We start from the raw sequence: 20475 nt of genomic DNA, 5'->3' as shown, positions 1-20475 counted from the left end.
TCAGCGCACGAGCGAGACGGCGGTCTTCACGGCCGACGCGACGTCGCCGTCCGGCGGGTACAGCAGGGTTCGCCCCACCGTCAGACCGCGCACCGAGGGCAGGGCCAGGGCCTTGCGCCAGGTCGCGAACGTCTCCTCGGGGGAGGTCGCCGGGTCCCCGCCGAGCAGCAGGGTCGGGAACGTCGTGGACTCCATGACCCGTTCCATGTCGTCGACCACGGGAATCTTCAGCCACGTGTAGGCCGTCGTGCGGCCCAGGGCCTGCGCGACGTTGATGGACTTGATGACGCCGTCGGCGCTCAGGTCGTGGACGACCTTGCCGTTCCTCGTCGAGGACCAGAACGGCTCGATCATCGCGACGAGCCGGCGGGCGGCCAGTTCGCTGATGGCGTCGGCCGAGGCCGTCAGGGTCGGCAGGGTGCCGGCGTCGTCGAGCGCGATGCGGGTGAGGAACTTGCCGCCGTCGAGGTTCATGTCCTCGATGGCCTGCGCGTCGTACCCGGTGAAGCGGTCGTCGAGCTCGAACGTGGCGCCCTGCAACCCCCCGCGGTTCATCGACCCGAAGACGACCTTGCCCTCCAGGGCCCCCAGCAGCGTCAGGTCCTCGATGATGTCGGTCGAGCCGAGCAGCCCGTCGACGCCGGGGACGGCCAGCGCCACCCGCAGCCGGTCCAGCAGTTCGGTGCGGTCGGCCATCGCCATGGGGTTCGCACCGACGCCGTTGGCCCCGCGGGCGGGGTGGTCGGCGGCGATGACCATGAGCCGGCCGTCGTCGCCCAGCAGCGGCCGGCGACGGCGGGCCCGGGACAGCTCGGCGATGCGCTCGGGGTGGCGGGCGCGGATCTCGGCGACCTCGGCGTAGTCCTTCGCGAACGTCGTCGTGGTGTCAGGCACGGGACGCGACCTCCTCGAGCAGGGCCTCCACCTCGGCGGTGTACGGCATGGCGGTGGAGCACTCGCGGCGGGTGGCCACGATCGCGCCGGCGGCGTTGGCGAAGCGCAGGACCCGTTCGAGGTCCCAGCCCGACAGCAGCCCGTGGCACAGGGCGCCGCCGAAGCCGTCCCCGGCGCCCAGGCCGTTGACGACCGCGACGGGCGTCGGGGGGACCTCGACGAACTCCGTCGTGCCGTCGGCGGCGCGGGTCGCCCCGAGGACGCCGCGCGGCCCCTGCTTGACGACGGCGATCTCGACCCCGGCGTCCAGGAGGGCCTGCGCGGCCCGGTGGGGTTCGGTCTCCCCGACCGCGACCTCGCACTCCTCCTTGTTGCCGACCGCGACGGTGACGTGCGGCAGGGCCCGGCGGACCTGCTCGGTCGCCAGTTCCGGGGAGGCCCAGAACATCTCGCGGTAGTCGAGGTCGAGGACGGTGAAGGGCCGGCGGGCCCGGGCCTCCCACGCCGCGAAGTGCGCGCCCCGGCTCGGTTCCTCCGACAAGCCCGTGACCGTCGCCCAGAACACGCCCGCGTCGCGGATCGCGTCCAGGTCGAGGTCCTCGGCCGCGATCTGCAGGTCCGGGGCGGTGGGCTGCCGGTAGAACAGCAGCGGGAAGTTGTCCGGCGGGTAGATCTCGCAGAAGGCCAGCGGGGTGTTCAGGCCGTCCACGGCGCTGACGAACCGGTCGGACACCCCGAACCCCACCAGCGCCTTGTGGACGAAGGTCCCGAAGGCGTCGTGGCCGGTGCGGGTGACGACGGCCGTCGAGCGGCCGTGCCGCGCGGCGGCCACCGCGACGTTCGTCGCGCTGCCGCCGAGGTACTTCCCGAACGTCTCGACGTCCTCCAGGCCGACGTCGTCCTGCAGCGGGTAGATGTCGACGCCGACCCTGCCCATGGTCACGACGTCCAGCGCGCCCGGGCTGCTCACGCCATCGCTCACGAAGGGTCCTCCCCGTCCGGTTGTCTCGTGCCGTCCCGGGCCGCAGCGGCGCGGTGACACGGTCGAGGGTGCTCCGTGTCGGGCTGTCCTGTCAAGCTTTGTCAGGACAAACGCACCTCCTGACGTACGGACCTCGGGACCGTTACCATGGGCGGAAGGCGGCGGCGACGTGGCCCGGCCGCCCCTCGATCACGGGAGCACCAGTGGCTAGCGATCTGTTCGTCGACCTCGACCGGACGAGTCCGGTCCCCCTGTACTTCCAGGTGGCACGGCAGATCGAGCAGGCCATCGAGGGCGGCAAGCTGCCGCCCGGATCGCGCCTGGACAACGAGATCCACCTGGCCGACCAGCTCGGCCTGTCCCGGCCCACCATGCGCCGCGCCATCCAGTCGCTCGTGGACAAGGGCCTGCTGGTGCGCAAGCGCGGCGTGGGCACGCAGGTCGTCCACGGGCAGGTCACGCGACCGGTGGAGCTGACGAGCCTGCACGACGACCTGGCCCAGTCCGGCCAGCAGCCGACCACGCAGGTGCTGCTGCACGAGATGGACGGCGCCGACGACGACGTGGCGGGTTCGCTCGCGGTCAGCCCGGGCACCCCCGTGCTGCACCTGCGGCGGCTGCGCCTGTCGGGCGGGGAGCCGCTGGCGGTGCTGGAGAACTGGCTGCCGGCCCCGTACACCGACCTCACCGTCGAGGCCCTCACCGAGCGGGGCATGTACCAGCTGCTGCGCAGCCGCGGCGTGGGGATGCGCGTCGCGCGGCAGCGCATCGGCGCCCGCCGGGGCAGCGGGGAGGAGTGCTCGCTGCTCGACGAGCGCCGCGGGTCGCCGCTGCTGACGATGGAGCGCACGACGCACGACGACTCCGGTCGCGTGGTCGAGTTCGGCCGGCACGTCTACCGCGCCAGCCGCTACGCGTTCGAGGTCACGCTCGTCGACCGCTGAGCGCGGTCGCTCAGGCGGTGGAGTCGCGCACCTCGCGGTCGAAGACCCGGCCCGTGGTGACGGCCTCCTCCAGCTCCTCCAGCGTGCGGCCGCGGGTCTCGGGGACCTGCGTGCGGACGAACACCAGCGCCAGGAGGTTGATGACGGCGAAGCCGAAGAAGCAGCCGGTGATGCCGACCGCGGACACCAGCGTGGGGAAGTACAGCCCGAGCAGGGCGTTGGTCAGCCACAGGACGAACACCGAGGTGCCCATGCCGAAGGCGCGCATCCTCAACGGGAAGATCTCCGAGAGGGTGACCCAGACGGCGACGTTGAGGAACGTCTGCATCGACCCCACGAAGGCCACGACGAGGAAGAGGATCACCCACGGCCGCAACGGGTTGCCGACGGGCAGCAGGAGCGAGCCGATGCCGATGAGCAGGTGGCAGACGGTCGTGAGGGTGAACCCGACGATGAACGTCTTGCGGCGGCTGAAGCTGTCCATCATGCGCAGGGCGATGAACGCGCCGACGACGGCGATGACCCCGGGGGCGATGTTGACGACGAGGGCCGTGCCGTCGTCGAACCCGGCCTCCTTCAGGATCGCCTGGCCGTAGTACATGATCGAGTTGATGCCGGTGAGCTGCTGGGCCACCCCCAGGCCGATGCCGACGAGCAGGATCCGGCGCAGCCAGCGGTTGGACAGGACGCTGCGCCAGTCGAGGTCCTCGCGCTTGGACTCCTCGTGGGTGAGGCCGGCGATCTGGCGGGCCTCGGCCTCGGCGCGGTCGTGCGGGCGCACCTGCCGCAGGACCTCGACGGCCTCGTCGAAGTGGCCGTGGTCGATGAGCCAGCGCGGCGACTCCGGGACGCGCAGCATCCCGGCGAACAGCGCGACGGCGGGCAGCGTCACGAACGCGAGCATGATCCGCCACACGCCGCCGTACTCGCCCCAGACGTTGCCGACGACGGCGTTGACGACGAACGCGGCGAGCTGGCCGACGACGATCATCATCTCGTTGCGCCCCGAGAGGGACCCGCGGATCTCGTACGGGGCGAGTTCGGCGAGGTAGACGGGCACGACGGTGGAGGCGGCCCCGACGGCCAGGCCGAGCAGGACGCGCCCGACGACCATGACCTCGAAGTTCGGGGAGAAGACGCAGACCAGGGCGCCGAAGAAGAAGAACGCCGACATCAGCAGGATGGCCTTGCGGCGGCCCCACGCGTCGGACAGCCGGCCGCCGCTGACGGCGCCGACGGCCGCGCCGAAGAGCAGGGAACTGGTGACGACGCCCTCGGTGAAGGCCGTCAGGCCCAGTTCGACGACCATGGGTTCCAGCGCGCCGTTGATGACGCTGGTGTCGTACCCGAAGAGCAGACCCCCGAACGTCGCGACGAGGGCGACGGTCCCGAGCCGCTTGCGGTGGGGGCCGCCGGTCAAGGGGGGCAGGGCGGTCTGCACACCGCCGCCGACGGGGTGCGGCTGTCCCGGGGTGGTCGACAAGAGAACTCCTTCGTCCTGGCCCGCGCACTCGCTCCCGGGCCGTCGTCCGCGCGGGCCGGGGAGGCGGCCACCGCGGGCACCGGCGGTGGCGACACCAGGGACGGTAGGCGTGAGCTGGTCAGAATGTCAAGACAAAGCTACCTCAGCAACACCTCCGTCACCCGGCTCCGGGACACCCGGGAACCCCTGGCCCCGGCGGCAGGGCAGGATCGGCCCGTCCCACCGACCCCGCCCCGAGGAGCCCCGTGAGCGCCACCGACGACACCCACGACACCGACCTGCTGGCCCGGCTCGCCGCCGACGAGGACCGCCTCGTCCTGGACCGCTTCGACGACGACGACGCCTGGCGGCTGGGCCGGCTGCTCGTCGAGCGCGCCCGCAGCCGCGACCTGCCCGTCGCCATCGCCATCCGCCGCAACGGCCAGCGCCTCTTCCACGCCGCGCTGCCCGGCTCGGCCGCCGACCACGACGCCTGGGCCCAGCGCAAGATGGACGTCGTCGACCGGTTCAACCGCTCGTCCTACTTCGTCGGGACCCAGTGGCGGGTCAACGGCGGGGACTTCGACACCCAGTCCCGGCTGGACCCGCGGGCCTACGCCGCGCACGGCGGCGCCTTCCCGCTGCGGGTGCGGGGCGTGGGCGTCGTCGGCGCGGTCGCGGTGTCCGGGCTCCCGCAGGAGGACGACCACGCCCTCGTCGTCGAGGTCCTCGCGGAGTTCCTCGCGCAGGCCTGACGCACCGCCCGGGCAGCCCCTAGATTCGGGCGCGTGGACGAGGAGCAGAGCGAGCGGGCCGCCCCACCGGCCCCCCGCCACCTGCGGTGGGGGCTGTGGGTCCTGGCCCTCGCGGCGCTGCTGGGCCCGCTCGTCACGGACCTCGCCGCGGCGAGCGTCCTGACGGGCTCCCTCGACGTCCGGTACTTCTCGAACTACGAGGTGGACCAGTACGGCAACCAGGTCCCCGCTCCCCCGCCGGACGTGACGTTCTGGCAGCGGTGGTCCGTCCTGGCGTTCGCGCTGCGCTTCGACCGCGCCTTCCTCGGCGCCGCGGCCGTCGTCACGGCCCTCGCGTTCGCGCACCTCGCCGGCCGGGGCCGGTGGCCGCTGACCCGGGGCGTGCGGTGGACGGCCGTGGGGGGCGCGGTCGTCAGCGCGCTGTCCACCGGGGCCGCGTCCGTCGTGCTGCTGCTCGCGCAGGACCGGCCGCCGGAGGAGACCGGCTACTACGGCAGCCAGTCGCCGCTCGTGGACCGGTGGGCGCCGCTGGCGGCGAACGCCGTCGTCGTCGTGCTCGGCGTCCTCGCCGCCGTCGTCCTGCTGGGACCGGCCGCCCCCGCACCGGCCCCCGACCCTGCGCCCGACCCCGCGCCCGACACCGCGCCCGACCCCGCGCCCGACCCCGCGCCCGACACCGTCCCCGCAGCCGGCCCCGCGGAGCCCGGGGCGGGGGACGACGCGCAGGACGAGGGGACGGTCCGGGCACCCGGCTCCGCGCCCGCCCCCGAGCCCGGAACCGACCCCGCGCCCGACCCCGTCCCGGCCGGGTTCCCGACCCCTTCGGAGGAGGAGTACGCGTGGTACCGCCGGCCGACGACGTGACGGGGCCGGGCACCGGGACGCGCTGGTCGTGGGTGTTCTGGTGCGCCCTGGTCGCCGCGGCGCTGCCGGCGCTCGTCTCCGCGGCCCTCGCCGTGACCACCTACCAGGACGACGACCTGGTCCGCAGCTGGTCCTCGGCGGCCTCGGACCCGCTGGAACCCGGGGACCGCTGGGCCGCCGTCCTGCGGCTCGACGAACCCGGCTGGACGTCGACGGTGACGGCGCTCGCCACCCTGGCCCTGGCCGTCGCGGTCGCCGGCGGGGTGCCCCGCTGGGTCCGCGTCCCCGCGGCCCGGGGCGCCGTGTTCGCCCTCGGGGCCGGCGGGCTGGCCTGGGCGCTGGTCTCGGCGGCCGCGACGTGCGCCTACCTGCTGTCCGACCTCACCGCGGCCGAGGAGACGGCCCGGCGGGCGTGGGGCGGGCAGCGGCTGACCTTCACCGAGTGGGGCCCCACCGCCGGGCAGCTGCTGCTGGCCGCGGCCGTCAGCGGCGTCGCCGCGTGGTGGAGCGGGTACCGGTGGCCGGGCCGCTCAGACGAGGGGGTCGGCCAGGACGCGCTCCAGCGTCCGGCGACCCAGTGAGCTCATCCGCGGGTTCGTGCGCTCGTAGTACTGCACCAGTCCCACCGACTGCTGGAACGCCCACGCCTGCCCGCGGACCCAGTCCAGGTCCTCCACGGCGCAGGCGGTCCGGAACCGCTCGCGCGCCGGGCCGTCGAACAGGTGCCACCCGGCGATGAGGTCCAGCGCCGGGTCGGCCGGCCCGAGGCCGCCGACGTCGAGCACCCCCGCGAGGCGTCCGTCGGCGACCAGCAGGTTGCCGGGGACGAGGTCGCCGTGGGTGACGACGTCGGCCGAGACGTGCGGCAGCACCCGGTAGCGGGCCCACAGCGCGCGCAGCGCGCCGACGTCGAGCAGGCCGGCGCTGCGGTCCAGGCACTCGCCCACCCACGCGTCGTGCGCGTGCAGGTCCCCGCCGCGGCCGGTCCCGCTGAACCGGCGGTCGTGCAGCGGCAGGTCCCGCACGCCGCGGACGAACTCGGCCACGTCGAGGGCCAGCCCGTCCAGCGCCGTCGTGTCGACCTCGTCGGCGGGGGTCCCAGCGATCCAGCGCGCGACCGTCCACGCGAACGGGTACCCGGCCCCCGGTTCCCCGGCGGCGACGACCTGCGGGGTCGGGAAGCGGGTGCGCCCCAGCAGTTCCCGGGCCGCCGCGTGCTCGGCGGGGACCTGCCGGGCGGCCTCGGCGCGCAGCGGCAGCCGGACCACGAGCTCCTCCCCCAGCCGGAACACGGCGTTGACCGTGGCCGCCGAGGGCAGGTCGGTGACGGGCAGGTCCGCCCAGCGCGGGAACTGGGCCGCGACGAGGTCGCGGACGAGCGCGGCGTCGACGTCCACCTGGTCGGCGTGCAGGCGCGCGCTCACGCGGCCGCCGCCGCGGTCAGGGCTGCGTCGACGAGCGCGGCGTCGACCTCGTAGCGGGCCCCGAACCCGGTGTCCTCGTAGGTGAGCCGGCGCGCGGACAGGTGGACGTCGGTGACGCCCGTGGCCGCGACGAGCTCGCCGATGCGGTTCGGGCGCACGCCCCCGCCGGCCACGACGGTGATCCGGCCGTCGACGGCCGCGACCGCGCGCGCGATGCGGTCGGTGCCGTCGTGGGCCGAGTCCGCCCCACCGGAGGTCAGGACGCGGTCGACCCCGGTGGCCAGCAGGGTGGCGACGTTCTCCTCGACGCCGGGGTGGACGTCGAAAGCGCGGTGCGCGGTGAGCTCGGCGTCGCCGGCCAGTTCCCGCAGCCGGTGCAGGGCGTCGACGTCGAACCGGCCGTCGGGCAGCAGCGGGCCCACGACGAGGCCCGCGGCCCCGGCGTCCAGGCAGGCCCAGGCGTCGCGCAGGACGACGGCGAACTCGTCGGCGTCGTGCACGAAGTCCCCCGGCCGCGGCCGCAGGAGGACGTGCACGCCCACCGGGCCGGCCGCCTCGACGGCGCGTTCGACGAGCCCGACGGAGGGGGTCAGGCCGCCGACCTCGAGCCCCGAGCACAGTTCGAGGCGGTGCGCCCCGGCGGCCCGCGCGACGCGGACCCCCGCGACGTCGGTGACGGCGATCTCGACGGTCAGCACGGCCCCACCCTGTCGTGGATCGGCGACCGCTTCCACCCCGCCCGCCGCGCGGCACCCGCGTCCGCCGGGCCCCGCGGGGCGGGGTCAGGCCAGGTAGCCGGGCAGGTCGTCGGCCAGGGTCGGGCCGGCCGGGTGCCAGTCCAGCAGCGCCTGCGTCGCGGCGCTGCTGGCGGCGAGGTCGAGCCCGAAGAAGAACCCGATCCAGCCGATGTCCTCCGTCGCGCGGTCGGGGTCGACGGACCCGACGGGCAGGCCCAGCCCTTCGCCGATCGCGGTGGCGATCTCCCGGGTGGGGACGCCCTCCTCGGCCACGACGTGCAGCCGGGTCCCGGCGGGGGCGCCCTCGACGGCGAGCCGGACGGCGCGGGCGGCGTCGGTGACGTGCACGGCCGACCACCGGTTCGACCCGTCCCCGACGTAGCCGGAACGTCCCGCGGCGCGGGCGGCCGCGACGAGCGAGGCGACGAACCCGTGGTCGCCGGTGCCGTGCACGGTGGGGGCGAAGCGGGCCGCGACGGCCCGCACGCCGCGGTCGGCGTAGTCGAGGGCGAGGCGCTCGGACCCGCCGCGGAAGGAGTCCGGTCCCACCGAGGGGTTGACGTCGTCCTCGGTGACGGGGCGGCCCTCGACGATGCCCCCGAGCCCGCTGGCCACGAGGAACGGACGGCCGGACCCCTCGAGCTCGTCGCCGAGGGTCTGCACCGCGGCGCGTTCGGCCGCGTTGGAGACGGCGGGGTTGACGAAGTCGTGCTTGTTGGCGAGGTGGACGGTGCCGTCGGTGGAACGGGCGCCCTCGCGCAGCGAGTCGAGGTCGTCGAGGTCGCCGCGCAGGGCCTTCGCGCCGCGGGCCTCGAGCCGGGCGGCGGAGGCGTCGGAGCGGGCGAGGCCGAGGACCTCGTGACCGGCGGCGAGGAACTCGTCGACGGTGTGGGAGCCGATCCAGCCGGACGCACCGGTGATGAAGACGCGCACGGTAAACCTCCTGAGATGTGATGTCGGGATGTGACATCACGGTAGACCACGATGTCAGGTTCTGTCATCACCTAGGATGTGAGCCATGGCGCGATGGGCACCCGGATCCGGCGAGCGGCTGCAGGCAGCAGCCCTGGAGCTGTTCGCCGAGCAGGGCTACGACCAGACGACGGTGTCCCAGATCGCCGAGCGCGCCGGCGTCACCGACCGCACCTTCTTCCGCCACTTCGCCGACAAGCGCGAGGCCCTCTTCGCCGGCAGCGACCGCCTCCTGGCGATGTTCACCGACGCCGTGGAGAACTCCCCCGCCACCGACCCCGTGCAGCTGGCCGCCGACGCCCTGGAGGCCTCCGCCGGGTTCTTCCCCGCCGAGCGCCGGCCCTGGGCGCGACAACGGGCGGCCGTCGTCGAGGCCCACCCCGCCCTCGCCGAGCGCGAGCAGCTGAAGATGGCGACCCTCGCCCAGGCCGTCGCCGCGGCGCTGCGGGGACGGGGCGTCGGCGAACCGGCCGCGAGCCTGCTCGCGCACTCCACGACCACGGTGTTCCAGGTGGCGTTCGAGACCTGGGTGCGCGAGGGCGAGGAGCGCGCCATGCCGGAGGTCCTGCACGAGACCTTCGCCGAGCTGCGGGCCACCCTCGCCCCGCCCGCCCGTGCTTGATCACCGGAGTGCTCCCGGGCCCGGGGACGACGGAGGGGCCGGTCCGCGGACGGACCGGCCCCTCGTGACCCTCGTCAGCCGAAGTGCTTCGGCAGCGTCGCGGTGTGCGCCTCGCGCAGCTCGGCGACCGGCACGGAGAACCGGCCCTGCACGTCGAGCGAGCCGGACCCGCCGTCAGCGCCCGCGTCGGTCACGCCGATGCGCAGGTGCGCCAGACCGCGCGCGGTGCACATGTCGGTGAACCGGACCTCCTCCTCGCGCGGCACGGCGACGATCGCCCGGCCGGCCGACTCGGAGAACAGGGCCGTGAAGGCGTCGACGCCGTCGCGTTCGAGCAGCTCGTCCAGCCAGACCCGCACGCCCACGCCGTAGCGCAGCACCGACTCCACGAGGGCCTGCGCGAGGCCGCCGTCGGACAGGTCGTGCGCGGCGTCGACCAGACCGTCGCGCGAGCACTGCACCAGCACGTCGGCCAGCAGCTTCTCGTGCGCCAGGTCCAGCGCCGGCGGCAGGCCACCGAGGTGACCGTGCTCGGCCCACGCCCACTCCGACCCGCCCAGCTCGTCGCGGGTCGTGCCCAGCAGGTAGACGTTCCGGCCCGGCTCCCGCCACCCCGAGGGGGTGCGGCGGCGGACGTCGTCCAGGACGCCGAGCACGCCGATGACGGGCGTCGGCAGGATCGCCGAGTCCAGCCCCTCGTCACCGGTCTGGTTGTACAGCGACACGTTGCCGCCCGTGACCGGGACGCCCAGCTCCTCGCAGGCCAGCGCCAGCCCCTGCACGGCCTCGGCGAACTGCCACATGACGCCCGGGTCCTCGGGCGAGCCGAAGTTCAGGCAGTCCGAGACGGCCAGCGGCTTCGCCCCGGCCGCGGCGACGTTGCGGTACGCCTCGGCCAGCGCCAGGGCCGCACCGGTGCGCGGGTCCAGGCGGGCGAACCGCCCGTTGCCGTCCAGCGACAGCGCCACCCCGAGGTTGGTCTCCTCGTCGACGCGGACCACGCCGGCGTCGTCGGGGGTCGCGAGCGCCGTCCCGCCCAGGACGTACCGGTCGTACTGGTCGGTGACCCAGGCGCGGGAGGACAGGTTCGGCGAACCCGCCATGCGCAGCAGGGTCGCGCGCAGCTCCTCGTCCGTGGACGGGCGAGGCAGGCGGTCGGGGGTGTCCGCCTGCAGCGCGTCCTGGGAGGCGGGGCGCTCGTAGGGCCGCTCGTAGACGGGGCCGTCGTGGGCGACGGTGCGCGGCGGCACGTCGACGACGGTCTCGCCGTGCCACTGCACCACGAGGTGGTCGCCGTCGGTGACCTCACCGAGCACGGCGGCCTCGACGTCCCACTTCGCGGTCACCGCGAGGAACGCCTCGATGTTCGCCGGGGTGACGACGGCCATCATGCGTTCCTGCGACTCGCTCATGAGGATCTCCTCGGGCGAGAGCGAGGGGTCGCGCAGCGGGACGCGGTCGAGGTGGATGAGCATCCCGCCGTCGCCGGCGGAGGCCAGTTCACTGGTGGCGCAGGACAGCCCCGCGCCGCCGAGGTCCTGGATGCCCTCGACGAGACCGGCGTGGAACAGCTCCAGGCAGCACTCGATGAGCACCTTCTCCTGGAACGGGTCCCCGACCTGGACGGCCGGGCGCTTGGACGGGCCCGTCGCGTCGAAGGTCTCGCTGGCCAGGACGGACACGCCGCCGATGCCGTCGCCGCCGGTGCGGGCGCCGAACAGCACGACGAGGTTGCCGACGCCGCGGGCGTTGGCCAGGTGCAGGTCCTCGTGCTTCATCGCGCCGACGCACAGCGCGTTGACGAGCGGGTTGCCCTGGTACGTCGGGTCGAACACGACCTCCCCGCCGATGTTCGGCAGGCCGATGCAGTTGCCGTACCCGCCGACGCCGGAGACGACGCCGGGCACCACGCGGGCGGTGTCGGGGTGGTCGATCGCGCCGAACCGCAGCGAGTCCATGACCGCGATCGGGCGGGCACCCATCGCCATGATGTCGCGGATGATCCCGCCGACGCCGGTGGCCGCGCCCTGGTAGGGCTCGATGTAGCTGGGGTGGTTGTGGGACTCGACCTTGAAGGTCACGGCCCAGCCCTGGCCGATGTCGACGACACCGGCGTTCTCCCCGATGCCCACCATGAGGTGCTTCTTCATGTCCTCGGTGACGTGGTCGCCGAAGGTGCGCAGGTGGACCTTGGAGCTCTTGTAGGAGCAGTGCTCGCTCCACATGACCGAGTACATGGCCAGCTCCGCGCCCGTGGGGCGGCGCTCGAGGATCTCGCGGATCCGCTCGTACTCGTCGGCCTTCAGGCCGAGCTCGGACCACGGCTGCGGGCGGTCCGGGGTCGCCGCCGCCTCGTCGACGGTGTCCAGCGTCCTCGTGCGCGTGCTCACGCGATCGCCCCCAGTCCGGCCTTCAGCACCGACGTGAACAGGCCGAGGCCGTCCAGCCCGGGACCGAAGAGCTCCTCGACGGCGTGCTCGGGGTGCGGCATGAGGCCCACCACGTTGCCGCGCTCGTTGCTGATGCCCGCGATGTCGCGCAGCGAGCCGTTCGGGTTGCCGCCCAGGTAGCGGAAGACCACGCGGCCCTCCCCCTCCAGGCGGTCCAGGGTCGCCTCGTCGGCGACGAACCCGCCCTCGCCGTTCTTCAGCGGGATCGTGATCTCCTGCCCGGCGGTGAAGTCGGCGGTCCAGGCGGTGGCCGTGGACTCCACGCGCAGCCGCTGGTCCTTGCAGAGGAACTTCTGGTGGTCGTTGCGGACCAGCGCACCGGGCAGCAGGTGCGACTCGCACAGCACCTGGAAGCCGTTGCAGATGCCCAGCACGGGCATCCCGCCCTCGGCGGCGCGCACGACCTCGGTCATGACCGGGGCGAACCGGGCGATGGCCCCGCAGCGCAGGTAGTCGCCGTAGGAGAAGCCGCCGGGCAGCACGACCGCGTCGACGCCGCGCAGGTCGGCGTCGGCGTGCCACAGCGCCACGGCCTCGCCGCCGGCGAGGGTCACGGCGCGGCGGGCGTCGCCGTCGTCGAGGGAGCCGGGGAAGGTGACGACGCCGACCTTCACGCCTGGACCTCGGCGGTGTCGGCCTCGCGGACGCTCACGACGTCCTCGATGACCGGGTTGGACAGCAGCGTCTCGGCCGCCCGGCGCGCCTGCGCCAGGACTTCGGGGGTGACGTCCCCCTCGACCTCCAGCTCGAAGCGCTTGCCCTGGCGGACGGAGGTGAAGACGTCGAAGCCCAGCCGCGGCAGGGCGCCGACGACGGCCTTCCCCTGCGGGTCGAGGATCTCGGGTTTCGGCATGACGTCGATGACGACGCGGCCCATGCGCGGCGCTCCTTCGGGGAGGGGGATCGGCGACCCCCAGGTTACCGCCGCTCAAGGGGGCGCCCGTCCCTGCCGATGGGGGGACGTGGGGACTGACCGAACCCGGCGCCGTCCGGGCGCCTCGGCACTGCTGGACGGTGCCGTGTTCGCGCTGGGCCTCGTCGTCCTCGTCGGCGCGGGCCTGTGGTGGCGCGCGGAGGGCGCGGACACCGGTCTGCTGACGGCGCTGGCCGTGACCGTGCCGGTCGCGGTGGTCCTGACCCGCTTCCCGCTCATGGTGACGGGCATGGCCTCGGGCATCTACGTCCCGTTCGCGCCGGTGCTGCTCTTCTTCCTGCTGACCGGCTACGAGCCGCCGCTGGCCCTGCTGGCGTGGACCCTCGCCGCGCTCCCGGCCTACCTGGTCGACCGCCGCTCCTGGCAGAGCCGCGTCTTCAACGCGGGCTCCTCGATGCTGTCGTCCCTGCTGGCCACGCTCGTGGTGACCGGCGCGGGGGTCCAGGAGCCCGTCAGCCCCGCCAAGCTGCTCTCCGTCCTGGCCGGGGCCGCGACCTACTACCTGGCCGACACGGTGCTGTCGGCCGTCTCCATCGCCGTCGAGCGCCGCAAGTCCGTGTGGCGCGAGCTCGCCGAGCCCGGCTCGGCGATCGGCGGGGCCCTGTTCGTGCTCGTCGCCGTCCTGGGCTACCTGGCCGCCGCCGTGAACATCGCCATGCCCACGTGGGTCGCCTACCTCACCGTCGTGCCCGGCATGGCCGTCGTCGTGGCGGCCTGGGCCTGGCGCCGGGCCCACCAGAGCCGCCGCCAGCAGCGCGAGCTGTTCGAGGCCGCCGTCCACGTCCACGCCGCCACCGACCTCGACGAGCTCGTCCGCGTCGTCGAGAGCCACGGCACGGCCCTGCTCTCCGGCAACCGCCTGGAGGTCCGCGCCAGCCCGCCGGGCCCGGGCGAGACCGGCTGCGAGGTCGACGACGACCACGGCACCAAGCGCTGGCTGGTGGCCCCCGTCGGCACCAACCAGCAGGCCCGGCAGTTCGACGAGGTCGCCCTCGTCTCCCTCGCCTCGCTGGCCTCGGCGGCGTTCCTGCGGGTGCGGATGACGGCCGAGACGCGGCGGATGGCCCTCGTCGACCCCCTCACGGGCCTGCCCAACCGGCGCGCCTTCACGGCGCAGCTGGAGACGGCGGTGCGCGCCGACGCGGCCATCGCGGTCCTCTTCGTCGACCTCGACGGCTTCAAGGCCGTCAACGACACCCTCGGCCACGCCGCCGGGGACGAGCTGCTCACCGAGACCGCGCGCCGCCTGCGCGAGACCTGCGGCGCCGGGGCGTTCCCCGCGCGGCTGGGCGGCGACGAGTTCGCGATCGTGCTGCCCGACCTGTTCCCCGGCGTCGCCGACGACGTCGCCGTGGCGCTCGTCGACCGGCTGCGCGAGCCGTTCCTGCTGGCCGCCGGACCGGCAACCATCAGCGCCAGCGTCGGCATCACGGCGTCCGAGCCGGGCGACGACGCCGACGCCCTGCTCTCGCGCGCCGACGCGGCGATGTACGTCGCCAAGCGCGCCGGCGGCGACGCGCACGTGCTGGCCGCCGACTCCTGAGCGGGCCACCGCACCGGTGCGCAGCGCGTCAGACCCGGCGCGCCTCCTCCAGCGACTCCCCGAGCTGCGGCGGCGGGTCCGAGCGCACCACCGCCGCGACTCCCGCCCCTCCCTCCTCGACCGGCGCGAAGCCGTCGAAGACGCTCACCCGTCCCAGCACGAGGAACGTCGCGGCGTCCGGCTCCAGGACGCGGTCGGCGACCGCGGCGGCAGCGGCGGGGTCCCACCCGTCGAAGATCAGGTGCACCCAGCCGTCCTCGAGGTGCTGCGAACGCACGCCGCGCAGTCCGGGCACGTCTTCAGCGGCCGAGGAGCGGACGGCGCGCGCCCGGCGAGCCTGCCGGCTGACGAAGGCGCGCACCGGCTCCAGGTCGAACGTCCCGTCCACGCCGCCGATCCTGCCCCCGGCCCACCCGGTGCGGGCCGGTTCGGGGAACGTCGCGGTCGGGGCGCCGTTTCGATGACGTGCCCGGTCACGTCGGGAACGTGTCGCGGCCGGCCAGGTCGTGCAGCGCCGCCTCCACGCCTTCGAGCCGCGCCCACCCGATCGAAGCCGCCCACCGTTCCCGCAGGGCGTCGTAGGCGGCGCCCCCCAGGCGGGACATCTCGTAGCCGCGGTCGGTGACCACGAGCCGCTTGCGCCGGGCGTCACTCGGATCGGCCAGTCGCCGGAGGTAGCCCAGGCTCTCCAGGGCCTCGATCGTCTTGGCGGCGGCCTGTCGTGAAACCCCGAGCGCACGTCCGAGTGCTGCGGCGTCGTCGGCCCCCTGGTCGATCGCGCGCAGCGCGAACTCGTGGGTCGCCGTGACAGCGGGATGCCCTCGTTCGGCCAACTCGTCGATGACCTGCCTCGTCAGCGACTCGAACCCGTCGAGCAGCAGGAGGGCCAGCTGGGCGCCACGCGAGGTGTCCACGCCGCTCAGCGTGGCAGTCGATCCCATGATTGACAACCAGGTTGCCCACACCGAGACTGACAACCACGTTGCGCATCAGCGTGACGGCGGCTCCTCGAGGAGGAAGTCATGGCCACCACCTCACCCACCTCGTCCCCCGACCCGTCCCCCACCGCAGCCACGATCCCCGGCGTGGAGCACCACCACGTGGCGATCGACGACACCACGCTGCACCACGTCACCGCCGGCACCACCGGATCACCGATCCTGCTGGTGCACGGTTTCCCCGAGACCTGGTGGGCTTTCCACGCGCTCTTGCCGCTGCTCGCGACCCGGCACCGGGTCATCGCCGTGGACCTGCGCGGCTTCGGCGACTCAGCCCCGGCCGCAGCCGAACACAGCAGTTCGACGGCCGCCGACGACCTGCACCAGCTCATCGGCCACCTGGGGCTGGGGCCGGTGCACCTGCTGGGCCAAGACCTCGCCGGCGCAGCCGTGACCCGCTTGGTCGCCACCCACCCCGAGGAGGTGCTGAGCCTGACCGCGGTGGAGATGGCCCTGCCCGGCTTCGGACTGGAAGCCTTGGCCGACGTCACCCACGGCGGCTCCTGGCACCTCGGCGCTCTGGCTGCTCCCGGCATCGCCGAGTTCATCCTCACCGGCCGCGAACGGGCGTTCCTCGCCGACCTGTGGTTCCCGCACATGACCACCGTGGCCGGCGCCGTCACCGACGCCGACCTCGAGGAGTTCACCCGCACGTACACCCGACCCGACGCGTGGGCCGGCGCCCGGGGCCTGTACTCCTCGGCGCTGCGGGAAGGCGACGACCTGCGCTCCCTGCTCACGGCCACGCCCCTGGAACCACCGGTCCTGGCGGTCGACGCGATGAGCGCCCCGTTCACGGCTGAGACGATGTCCGCGGTCGCCCGCGGCCCCGTCACCTCGACCGTCATCGATCACGCCGGCCACCACGTCGCCCTCGAGGCACCTCAGGCCCTGGCCGAGGCGGTGCTCCGTTTCACCGCGGCCGTCGACGCAGCCCGATGACCGACGCCGCCCCGGGCACCTCTCCGACCCGCGGGGATCAGTCCGGTGCCCGGTCGGCGCGCTCCGGCAGGTGGCGCGTGATCGCGCTGGTGGCGAGGGCGTGCGCAGCGGACGTGGACGTGGCGGCCGCGAAGGCCCGGTCCGGCGTGGTGGCGCGCCGGGCCCGGGCGGCCAGGACACCGTCGTACACGAGCAGCAGCTCAGCGGCCAGCGCCTCCGGGTCGTCCGCGCCCGCCTCGAGAGCGGACCGGCGCAACCTGGTGGCGAGCAGTTCGGTGTCGGCGTCGAACCACGCGCGCGCCGGGTGGCCGGGGTCGACGACCTCGACCGCTGCGCCGAGGAAGGCGCAACCGCGCGTGGTGTCCAGCACGTCCTGGAGGGCGTCGAGGGCGTCGAAGACCGACAGGGCCCGCGCGACGGGGTCCTGCCCTGCGCGCTCGAAGGCCGCGTCCCACGTCTGCCGCCACCGCTGGTGACGTCGTTCCAGGTAGGCGGCCACCAGTCCGTCCTTGCCGCCGAAGTGCGCGTACAGCGTGGCCGGTGCCACTCGGGCGCGGCGCAGGACGGCGTCGACGCCGGTAGCGGCGATGCCCCGCTCGTAGAACAACTCCTCCGCCGCGTCGAGCAGCCGCGCCCGCGGCGACCCCGGACCGGTGGATCCCCTCGACCCAGCCCTCGCCGAACTCCCCGTCACGGGCCTAGTGTAACGATCGTTATGGTGAATCGACCGCCTCAGCCCGCGAGCCGCTCCCCTCGCCGTTCGCCGGCACGATCCCGCCCCCACGCCCCCTCGGCGCCGCCGCAGCGCCGGGCGGCGCGCAGCCTCGTGGTCGCCGGGGCCGGGCTCATCGCCGTGACCTACGGGGTGGCCCGCTTCGGGTTCGGGCTGCAGCTGACCCAGCTCGCCGCGGAGTTCTCCCTCACCCCCGGCACCTCCGGGCTGATCGCCTCCGGCAGCTTCGCCGCCTACTGCGTCACCGCGTTGCTCGCCCGCCGGGTCATCGAGCGGCGCGGCGGGCGGCGAGCGCTGTGGCTGGCCGCGGCCCTGGCCGCCGCCGGAGCGGTCGTCGTCTCCCTCGCCTGGACCGCACCCGTCCTGGCCCTGGGGATCCTCGTCGCCGGGAGCGCGGCCGGGGCGGCCTCACCGGCGCTGGTGGCCGCGGTCTCCACCACCACCCCCCGGGAACTGGTCGCCCGCCGGCAGGCGGTCGTCAACGCCGGCACCGGGATCGGCGTGGCCGCCGCCGGGGTGGTGGCGTTGTTCGGCCCCCAGACCTGGCGCCCGGTCTGGATCGCGGCGGCCGTCGCCGCGCTCCTCACCGCCGCCGTGGTCGACCGGCGCACCACCTGGCCCCCGCGACCGGGCGACGACCACGACCCCGGCCAGGACCCCGCTGCCGCACCGGCCGGAGCGGCCACCGGCGAGGACGGCACCCGGCGGCCGTTGCTGCGACCGGTGCTGGCCGCAGCGCTGGCCGGTCTGGGCAGCGCCGCGGTGTGGACGTTCGGGCGCGACCTGCTCACCACCGTCGGGCAACTGCCCGGGCGCACCACCGCCACGTTGTGGGTGCTGCTCGGCGCCACCGCCGTCCTGGGAGCCCTCAGCGGCGACGCCGTGCGGGTCCTGGGCATGCGCTGGGCCTGGTGGCTGACCGTCGCCCTGTCGGCGATCAGCACCGGCGTCCTGGCCCTCGCCGCAGGTGACGTGGTGGCCGCCGGGATCGCCGTCGTGGTGTTCGGGGGTTCCTACACGGCGCTGAGCGGAGTGCTCATCACGTGGGCGGGCGCCCTGCGCCCGCACTCGGCCGGAGCCGCGACGGCCACCCTGTTCATCGCGTTGACGGCCGGCCAAGCCGCCGGATCCCTCCTCACCGGAGGGCTGGGCGCCGTCCTCGGCCCCCGCGCGGCCTTCCTGGTCTGCTCGGCCGTGCTGGTGTCCGCGGCGGTGGTGCCGCCTCACCGCCCACGCGCGGGACGTCGGTGATCGCCGGGCGACGTCGCGGCTGGGGCGCGCCGCGCGCGCTGCCGGCCCACGCCGGAGTTCCTCACCTGATGTGTGAGCTGCTGTTACATTAGCTGCTGTGACATCGTTGCGGGCACCTGGGCCCGACCCCACGCACCACAGCACCCTCACCCCCCTGTTCGACCTGCTGAACGCCATGGACGACCAGATCGCCACCGTCTACGCCCGGCACGGGGTGACGGGGGTGCGGCCCCGGTTCAGCAAGGCCCTCATCCGCCTGCACCGCCACGGCCCCATGACCATCAAGGCCCTGGCCGCCCACCTCGGCGTGACCCACTCGGCCATGAGCCAGACGGTCACCGCCATGCGCCGCGACGGCCTCCTGGACACCGCCCCCGGCGAGGACGCCCGCACCCGCACGGTCTCCCTCAGCGACGCCGGCCGGTCCCTCGTCCCCTTCCTCGAGGCCGAGTGGCGAGCCACCGAAGCCGCCTGGGCCGAGCTCGACGCCGAGGTGCCCCACCCCCTGCATCGAGTCGTCACCGACCTGCGCGAGGCGCTGGCCCGCCGTTCCTTCGCCGACCGGGTCGACCAGCACCTCGACGGCGTCGAACCGGCGACCACCTCCGCGAGGGAGGCGACCACGCCGCCCACCGCCCGGGACAGCACCCGGGGCCCGGCCCGGCGCAGGCGGTGACGCTGCTGGACCGTTTCGTCGACACCCGTCCCCTGCGGGTCTCCCCGGCCTTCCGGCGACTGTGGATCGGCAGCGCCGCAGCCGGTCTCAGCGGCCAGCTCGCCGCCACCGCGGTGCTCCACCAGGTCTGGGAACTGACCCGCAGCACGTGGTGGACCGGAGCCATCGGCCTGGCCACGGCCGTGCCCACCGTCCTCGGTGGCCTCGTCGGCGGCACCCTGGCCGACACCACCGACCGCCGCCGCCTGGTCCTGGTCACCAGCGCCGTCGCCGCCGTCGCCGCGGCCGGGCTCGCCGCCCAAGCCGGTCTCGAGGCCGCTCCGGTCGCGCTGGTCCTGGCCCTGGTCACGGCCCAGACCGCCGCGACCGCCCTCGGCGCGGCGGCCCGCCGCACCTTCACCGCCCGCCTGCTGCCCACCGGCCTCGTCCCGGCCGGGGTGGCGCTGCACCACGTCGGCTTCCAGATCGCCCTGCTCGCCGGCCCCGCCCTGGCCGGTGTCCTGCTGGCCACCGGCGGCCTGCGCGCGGCCTACGTCGCCGACGTCGTCGGCATCGCCGTCTCCTCCTACGGCGTGCTGCGCCTGCCCGAGGTGCGCCCCCACCCCGCGCCCGGCACCGGACCGGGCCCGGCGCCGGGACGCGGGACGTCGGCGCGACTGCGGGCCACCGGGCAGGGATGGCGCTACCTGCTGAGCCGGCCGGAGCTGCGCGGCTGCCTGGCCGCCGACCTCGCCGCCACCGGACTGGCCATGCCCGTCGCCCTGTTCCCCGCCGTCAACGACGAACGCTTCGGCGGCAGCGGGTTCACCTTCGGGCTGTTCGCCTCGGCGATCGCCGTCGGCGGTCTGCTGGCCGGGTCGGCCTCCGGGACCATCGTCCGCGCACCGGGGGCGGGGCGGCTCGTGCTGGCCGCGTCCGCGACGTGGGGGGCGGCACTGGTGGCGTTCGCCCTGGTGGACTCCCTGCCCGCCACGCTGGCGTGCCTGGCCGTGGCCGGCGCGGCGGACACCGTCGCCGTGATCTGCCGCGGCACGATCGTGCAGGTCACCACCCCCGACGCCTACCTGGGCCGGGTCAGCGCCGCGGAGAACGTCGTCGGGGTCGCGGGTCCCGGGCTGGGCAACGCCCGCGCCGGAGCGGTCGCCGGCGCGACGTCGGCTGCGACCTCGACCCTCACCGGTGGGCTCGCCTGCGTCGTGGTCGTCGCCCTCATCGCCGCCACCACCCCTGCCCTGCGGCGCTGGAGGCAGCCTCCCGCCACGGGCGCCCCCGCCACCTGACGGACCGGTGTC

General features: G+C 74.8%; 22 protein-coding genes. 10 read left to right on the top strand and 12 right to left on the bottom strand.

Translation table 11 applies throughout. The annotated features are described in order from the left end of the window. Together BJ968_RS14470 and iolC are read right to left on the bottom strand one after the other, a co-directional pair. Nucleotides 1-894 (bottom strand): Cgl0159 family (beta/alpha)8-fold protein, encoded by an 894-nt coding sequence (locus tag BJ968_RS14470; RefSeq protein ID WP_179752981.1) that lies wholly within the window; start codon nucleotides 892-894, stop codon nucleotides 1-3. Beyond that, entirely contained in the window at nucleotides 887-1831 is a 945-nt protein-coding gene (gene iolC, locus BJ968_RS14465; RefSeq protein ID WP_179756734.1) for a 5-dehydro-2-deoxygluconokinase, read from the bottom strand. The genes BJ968_RS14470 and iolC overlap by 8 nt, the downstream gene beginning before the upstream one ends. A gap of 248 nt (nucleotides 1832-2079) precedes the next feature. Between iolC and BJ968_RS14460 the strand changes: the two genes are divergently transcribed. Next, a complete protein-coding gene (locus tag BJ968_RS14460; protein WP_179752979.1) occupies nucleotides 2080-2820 on the top strand; it encodes a UTRA domain-containing protein in 741 nt (246 codons plus the stop codon). A gap of 10 nt (nucleotides 2821-2830) precedes the next feature. Here the strand turns inward: BJ968_RS14460 and BJ968_RS14455 are convergent, their stop codons facing one another. Beyond that, nucleotides 2831-4303 (bottom strand): sugar porter family MFS transporter, encoded by a 1473-nt coding sequence (locus tag BJ968_RS14455; protein ID WP_179752977.1) that lies wholly within the window; start codon nucleotides 4301-4303, stop codon nucleotides 2831-2833. Between the two features lie 245 nt (nucleotides 4304-4548). Between BJ968_RS14455 and BJ968_RS14450 the strand changes: the two genes are divergently transcribed. From BJ968_RS14450 to BJ968_RS14440, 3 genes are read left to right on the top strand one after another with little or no spacing between them, the layout of a single operon-like run. Next, nucleotides 4549-5037, top strand: a complete 489-nt coding sequence (locus BJ968_RS14450; RefSeq protein WP_179752976.1) for a heme-degrading domain-containing protein — start codon at nucleotides 4549-4551, stop codon at nucleotides 5035-5037. A gap of 33 nt (nucleotides 5038-5070) precedes the next feature. After that, entirely contained in the window at nucleotides 5071-5901 is an 831-nt protein-coding gene (locus BJ968_RS14445) for a hypothetical protein (RefSeq protein WP_179752974.1), read from the top strand. After that, nucleotides 5877-6482 (top strand): hypothetical protein, encoded by a 606-nt coding sequence (locus tag BJ968_RS14440; protein WP_179752972.1) that lies wholly within the window; start codon nucleotides 5877-5879, stop codon nucleotides 6480-6482. Before BJ968_RS14445 ends, BJ968_RS14440 begins: the two co-directional genes overlap by 25 nt. Here BJ968_RS14440 and BJ968_RS14435 read toward each other — a convergent pair. The 3 genes from BJ968_RS14435 to BJ968_RS14425 all read right to left on the bottom strand — a co-directional run bounded on the left by BJ968_RS14435 (nucleotide 6432) and on the right by BJ968_RS14425 (nucleotide 8995). Next, nucleotides 6432-7313, bottom strand: a complete 882-nt coding sequence (locus BJ968_RS14435) for an aminoglycoside phosphotransferase family protein (protein ID WP_179756733.1) — start codon at nucleotides 7311-7313, stop codon at nucleotides 6432-6434. The genes BJ968_RS14440 and BJ968_RS14435 overlap by 51 nt on opposite strands. An 8-nt stretch (nucleotides 7314-7321) precedes the next feature. Continuing rightward, nucleotides 7322-8023: a copper homeostasis protein CutC gene (locus BJ968_RS14430; RefSeq protein ID WP_218885064.1), complete on the bottom strand. Its 702-nt coding sequence runs from the start codon at nucleotides 8021-8023 to the stop codon at nucleotides 7322-7324. 84 nt (nucleotides 8024-8107) lie between these two features. Beyond that, a complete protein-coding gene (locus BJ968_RS14425) occupies nucleotides 8108-8995 on the bottom strand; it encodes an NAD-dependent epimerase/dehydratase family protein (RefSeq protein WP_179752968.1) in 888 nt (295 codons plus the stop codon). 85 nt (nucleotides 8996-9080) lie between these two features. Between BJ968_RS14425 and BJ968_RS14420 the strand changes: the two genes are divergently transcribed. After that, nucleotides 9081-9656 (top strand): TetR/AcrR family transcriptional regulator, encoded by a 576-nt coding sequence (locus BJ968_RS14420; protein WP_179752965.1) that lies wholly within the window; start codon nucleotides 9081-9083, stop codon nucleotides 9654-9656. 74 nt (nucleotides 9657-9730) lie between these two features. On the opposite strand, the gene purL is transcribed toward BJ968_RS14420, so the two are convergent. The 3 genes from purL to purS are packed head-to-tail and all read right to left on the bottom strand — an operon-like array spanning nucleotide 9731 to nucleotide 12983. Beyond that, nucleotides 9731-12046: a phosphoribosylformylglycinamidine synthase subunit PurL gene (gene purL / locus BJ968_RS14415; protein ID WP_179752963.1), complete on the bottom strand. Its 2316-nt coding sequence runs from the start codon at nucleotides 12044-12046 to the stop codon at nucleotides 9731-9733. Continuing rightward, nucleotides 12043-12720, bottom strand: coding sequence for a phosphoribosylformylglycinamidine synthase subunit PurQ (gene purQ, locus BJ968_RS14410; RefSeq protein WP_179752961.1), 678 nt, complete (start codon nucleotides 12718-12720; stop codon nucleotides 12043-12045). Before purQ ends, purL begins: the two co-directional genes overlap by 4 nt. Beyond that, the gene (gene purS / locus BJ968_RS14405) at nucleotides 12717-12983 is read right to left on the bottom strand and encodes a phosphoribosylformylglycinamidine synthase subunit PurS (RefSeq protein WP_179752959.1); all 267 of its coding nucleotides are present in this window, start codon (nucleotides 12981-12983) and stop codon (nucleotides 12717-12719) included. Before purS ends, purQ begins: the two co-directional genes overlap by 4 nt. An 85-nt stretch (nucleotides 12984-13068) precedes the next feature. Here purS and BJ968_RS26710 point away from each other — a divergent pair, with 85 nt between their 5' ends. Further along, on the top strand, nucleotides 13069-14583 hold the full coding sequence (locus BJ968_RS26710) for a diguanylate cyclase domain-containing protein (RefSeq protein WP_179752956.1): 1515 nt from the start codon (nucleotides 13069-13071) through the stop codon (nucleotides 14581-14583). 28 nt (nucleotides 14584-14611) lie between these two features. On the opposite strand, the gene BJ968_RS14395 is transcribed toward BJ968_RS26710, so the two are convergent. Further along, on the bottom strand, nucleotides 14612-14971 hold the full coding sequence (locus tag BJ968_RS14395; protein WP_179752954.1) for a hypothetical protein: 360 nt from the start codon (nucleotides 14969-14971) through the stop codon (nucleotides 14612-14614). A gap of 85 nt (nucleotides 14972-15056) precedes the next feature. Beyond that, nucleotides 15057-15497 (bottom strand): MarR family transcriptional regulator, encoded by a 441-nt coding sequence (locus BJ968_RS14390; protein WP_218885063.1) that lies wholly within the window; start codon nucleotides 15495-15497, stop codon nucleotides 15057-15059. A gap of 108 nt (nucleotides 15498-15605) precedes the next feature. Here BJ968_RS14390 and BJ968_RS14385 point away from each other — a divergent pair, with 108 nt between their 5' ends. Beyond that, the gene (locus BJ968_RS14385; protein WP_179752951.1) at nucleotides 15606-16523 is read left to right on the top strand and encodes an alpha/beta fold hydrolase; all 918 of its coding nucleotides are present in this window, start codon (nucleotides 15606-15608) and stop codon (nucleotides 16521-16523) included. Nucleotides 16524-16560: 37 nt separating this feature from the next. Here BJ968_RS14385 and BJ968_RS14380 read toward each other — a convergent pair whose 3' ends face one another. Continuing rightward, nucleotides 16561-17217, bottom strand: coding sequence for a TetR family transcriptional regulator (locus BJ968_RS14380; RefSeq protein ID WP_179752949.1), 657 nt, complete (start codon nucleotides 17215-17217; stop codon nucleotides 16561-16563). A 132-nt stretch (nucleotides 17218-17349) separates the two neighbouring features. Here BJ968_RS14380 and BJ968_RS14375 point away from each other — a divergent pair, with 132 nt between their 5' ends. From BJ968_RS14375 to BJ968_RS14365, 3 genes are all read left to right on the top strand, one after another. Next, nucleotides 17350-18507 (top strand): MFS transporter, encoded by a 1158-nt coding sequence (locus BJ968_RS14375; RefSeq protein ID WP_179752947.1) that lies wholly within the window; start codon nucleotides 17350-17352, stop codon nucleotides 18505-18507. 97 nt (nucleotides 18508-18604) lie between these two features. Next, on the top strand, nucleotides 18605-19183 hold the full coding sequence (locus BJ968_RS14370; RefSeq protein WP_343078036.1) for a MarR family winged helix-turn-helix transcriptional regulator: 579 nt from the start codon (nucleotides 18605-18607) through the stop codon (nucleotides 19181-19183). After that, nucleotides 19180-20463, top strand: coding sequence for an MFS transporter (locus BJ968_RS14365; RefSeq protein ID WP_179752945.1), 1284 nt, complete (start codon nucleotides 19180-19182; stop codon nucleotides 20461-20463). Before BJ968_RS14370 ends, BJ968_RS14365 begins: the two co-directional genes overlap by 4 nt. The last annotated feature ends 12 nt before the right edge of the window (nucleotides 20464-20475 follow it).

Source organism: Kineococcus aurantiacus (assembly GCF_013409345.1).
Lineage (GTDB): Bacteria > Actinomycetota > Actinomycetes > Actinomycetales > Kineococcaceae > Kineococcus > Kineococcus aurantiacus.
The sequence above is the reverse complement of the archived record's forward strand: the minus strand, read 5'-3'. Positions and strand labels throughout refer to the sequence as shown.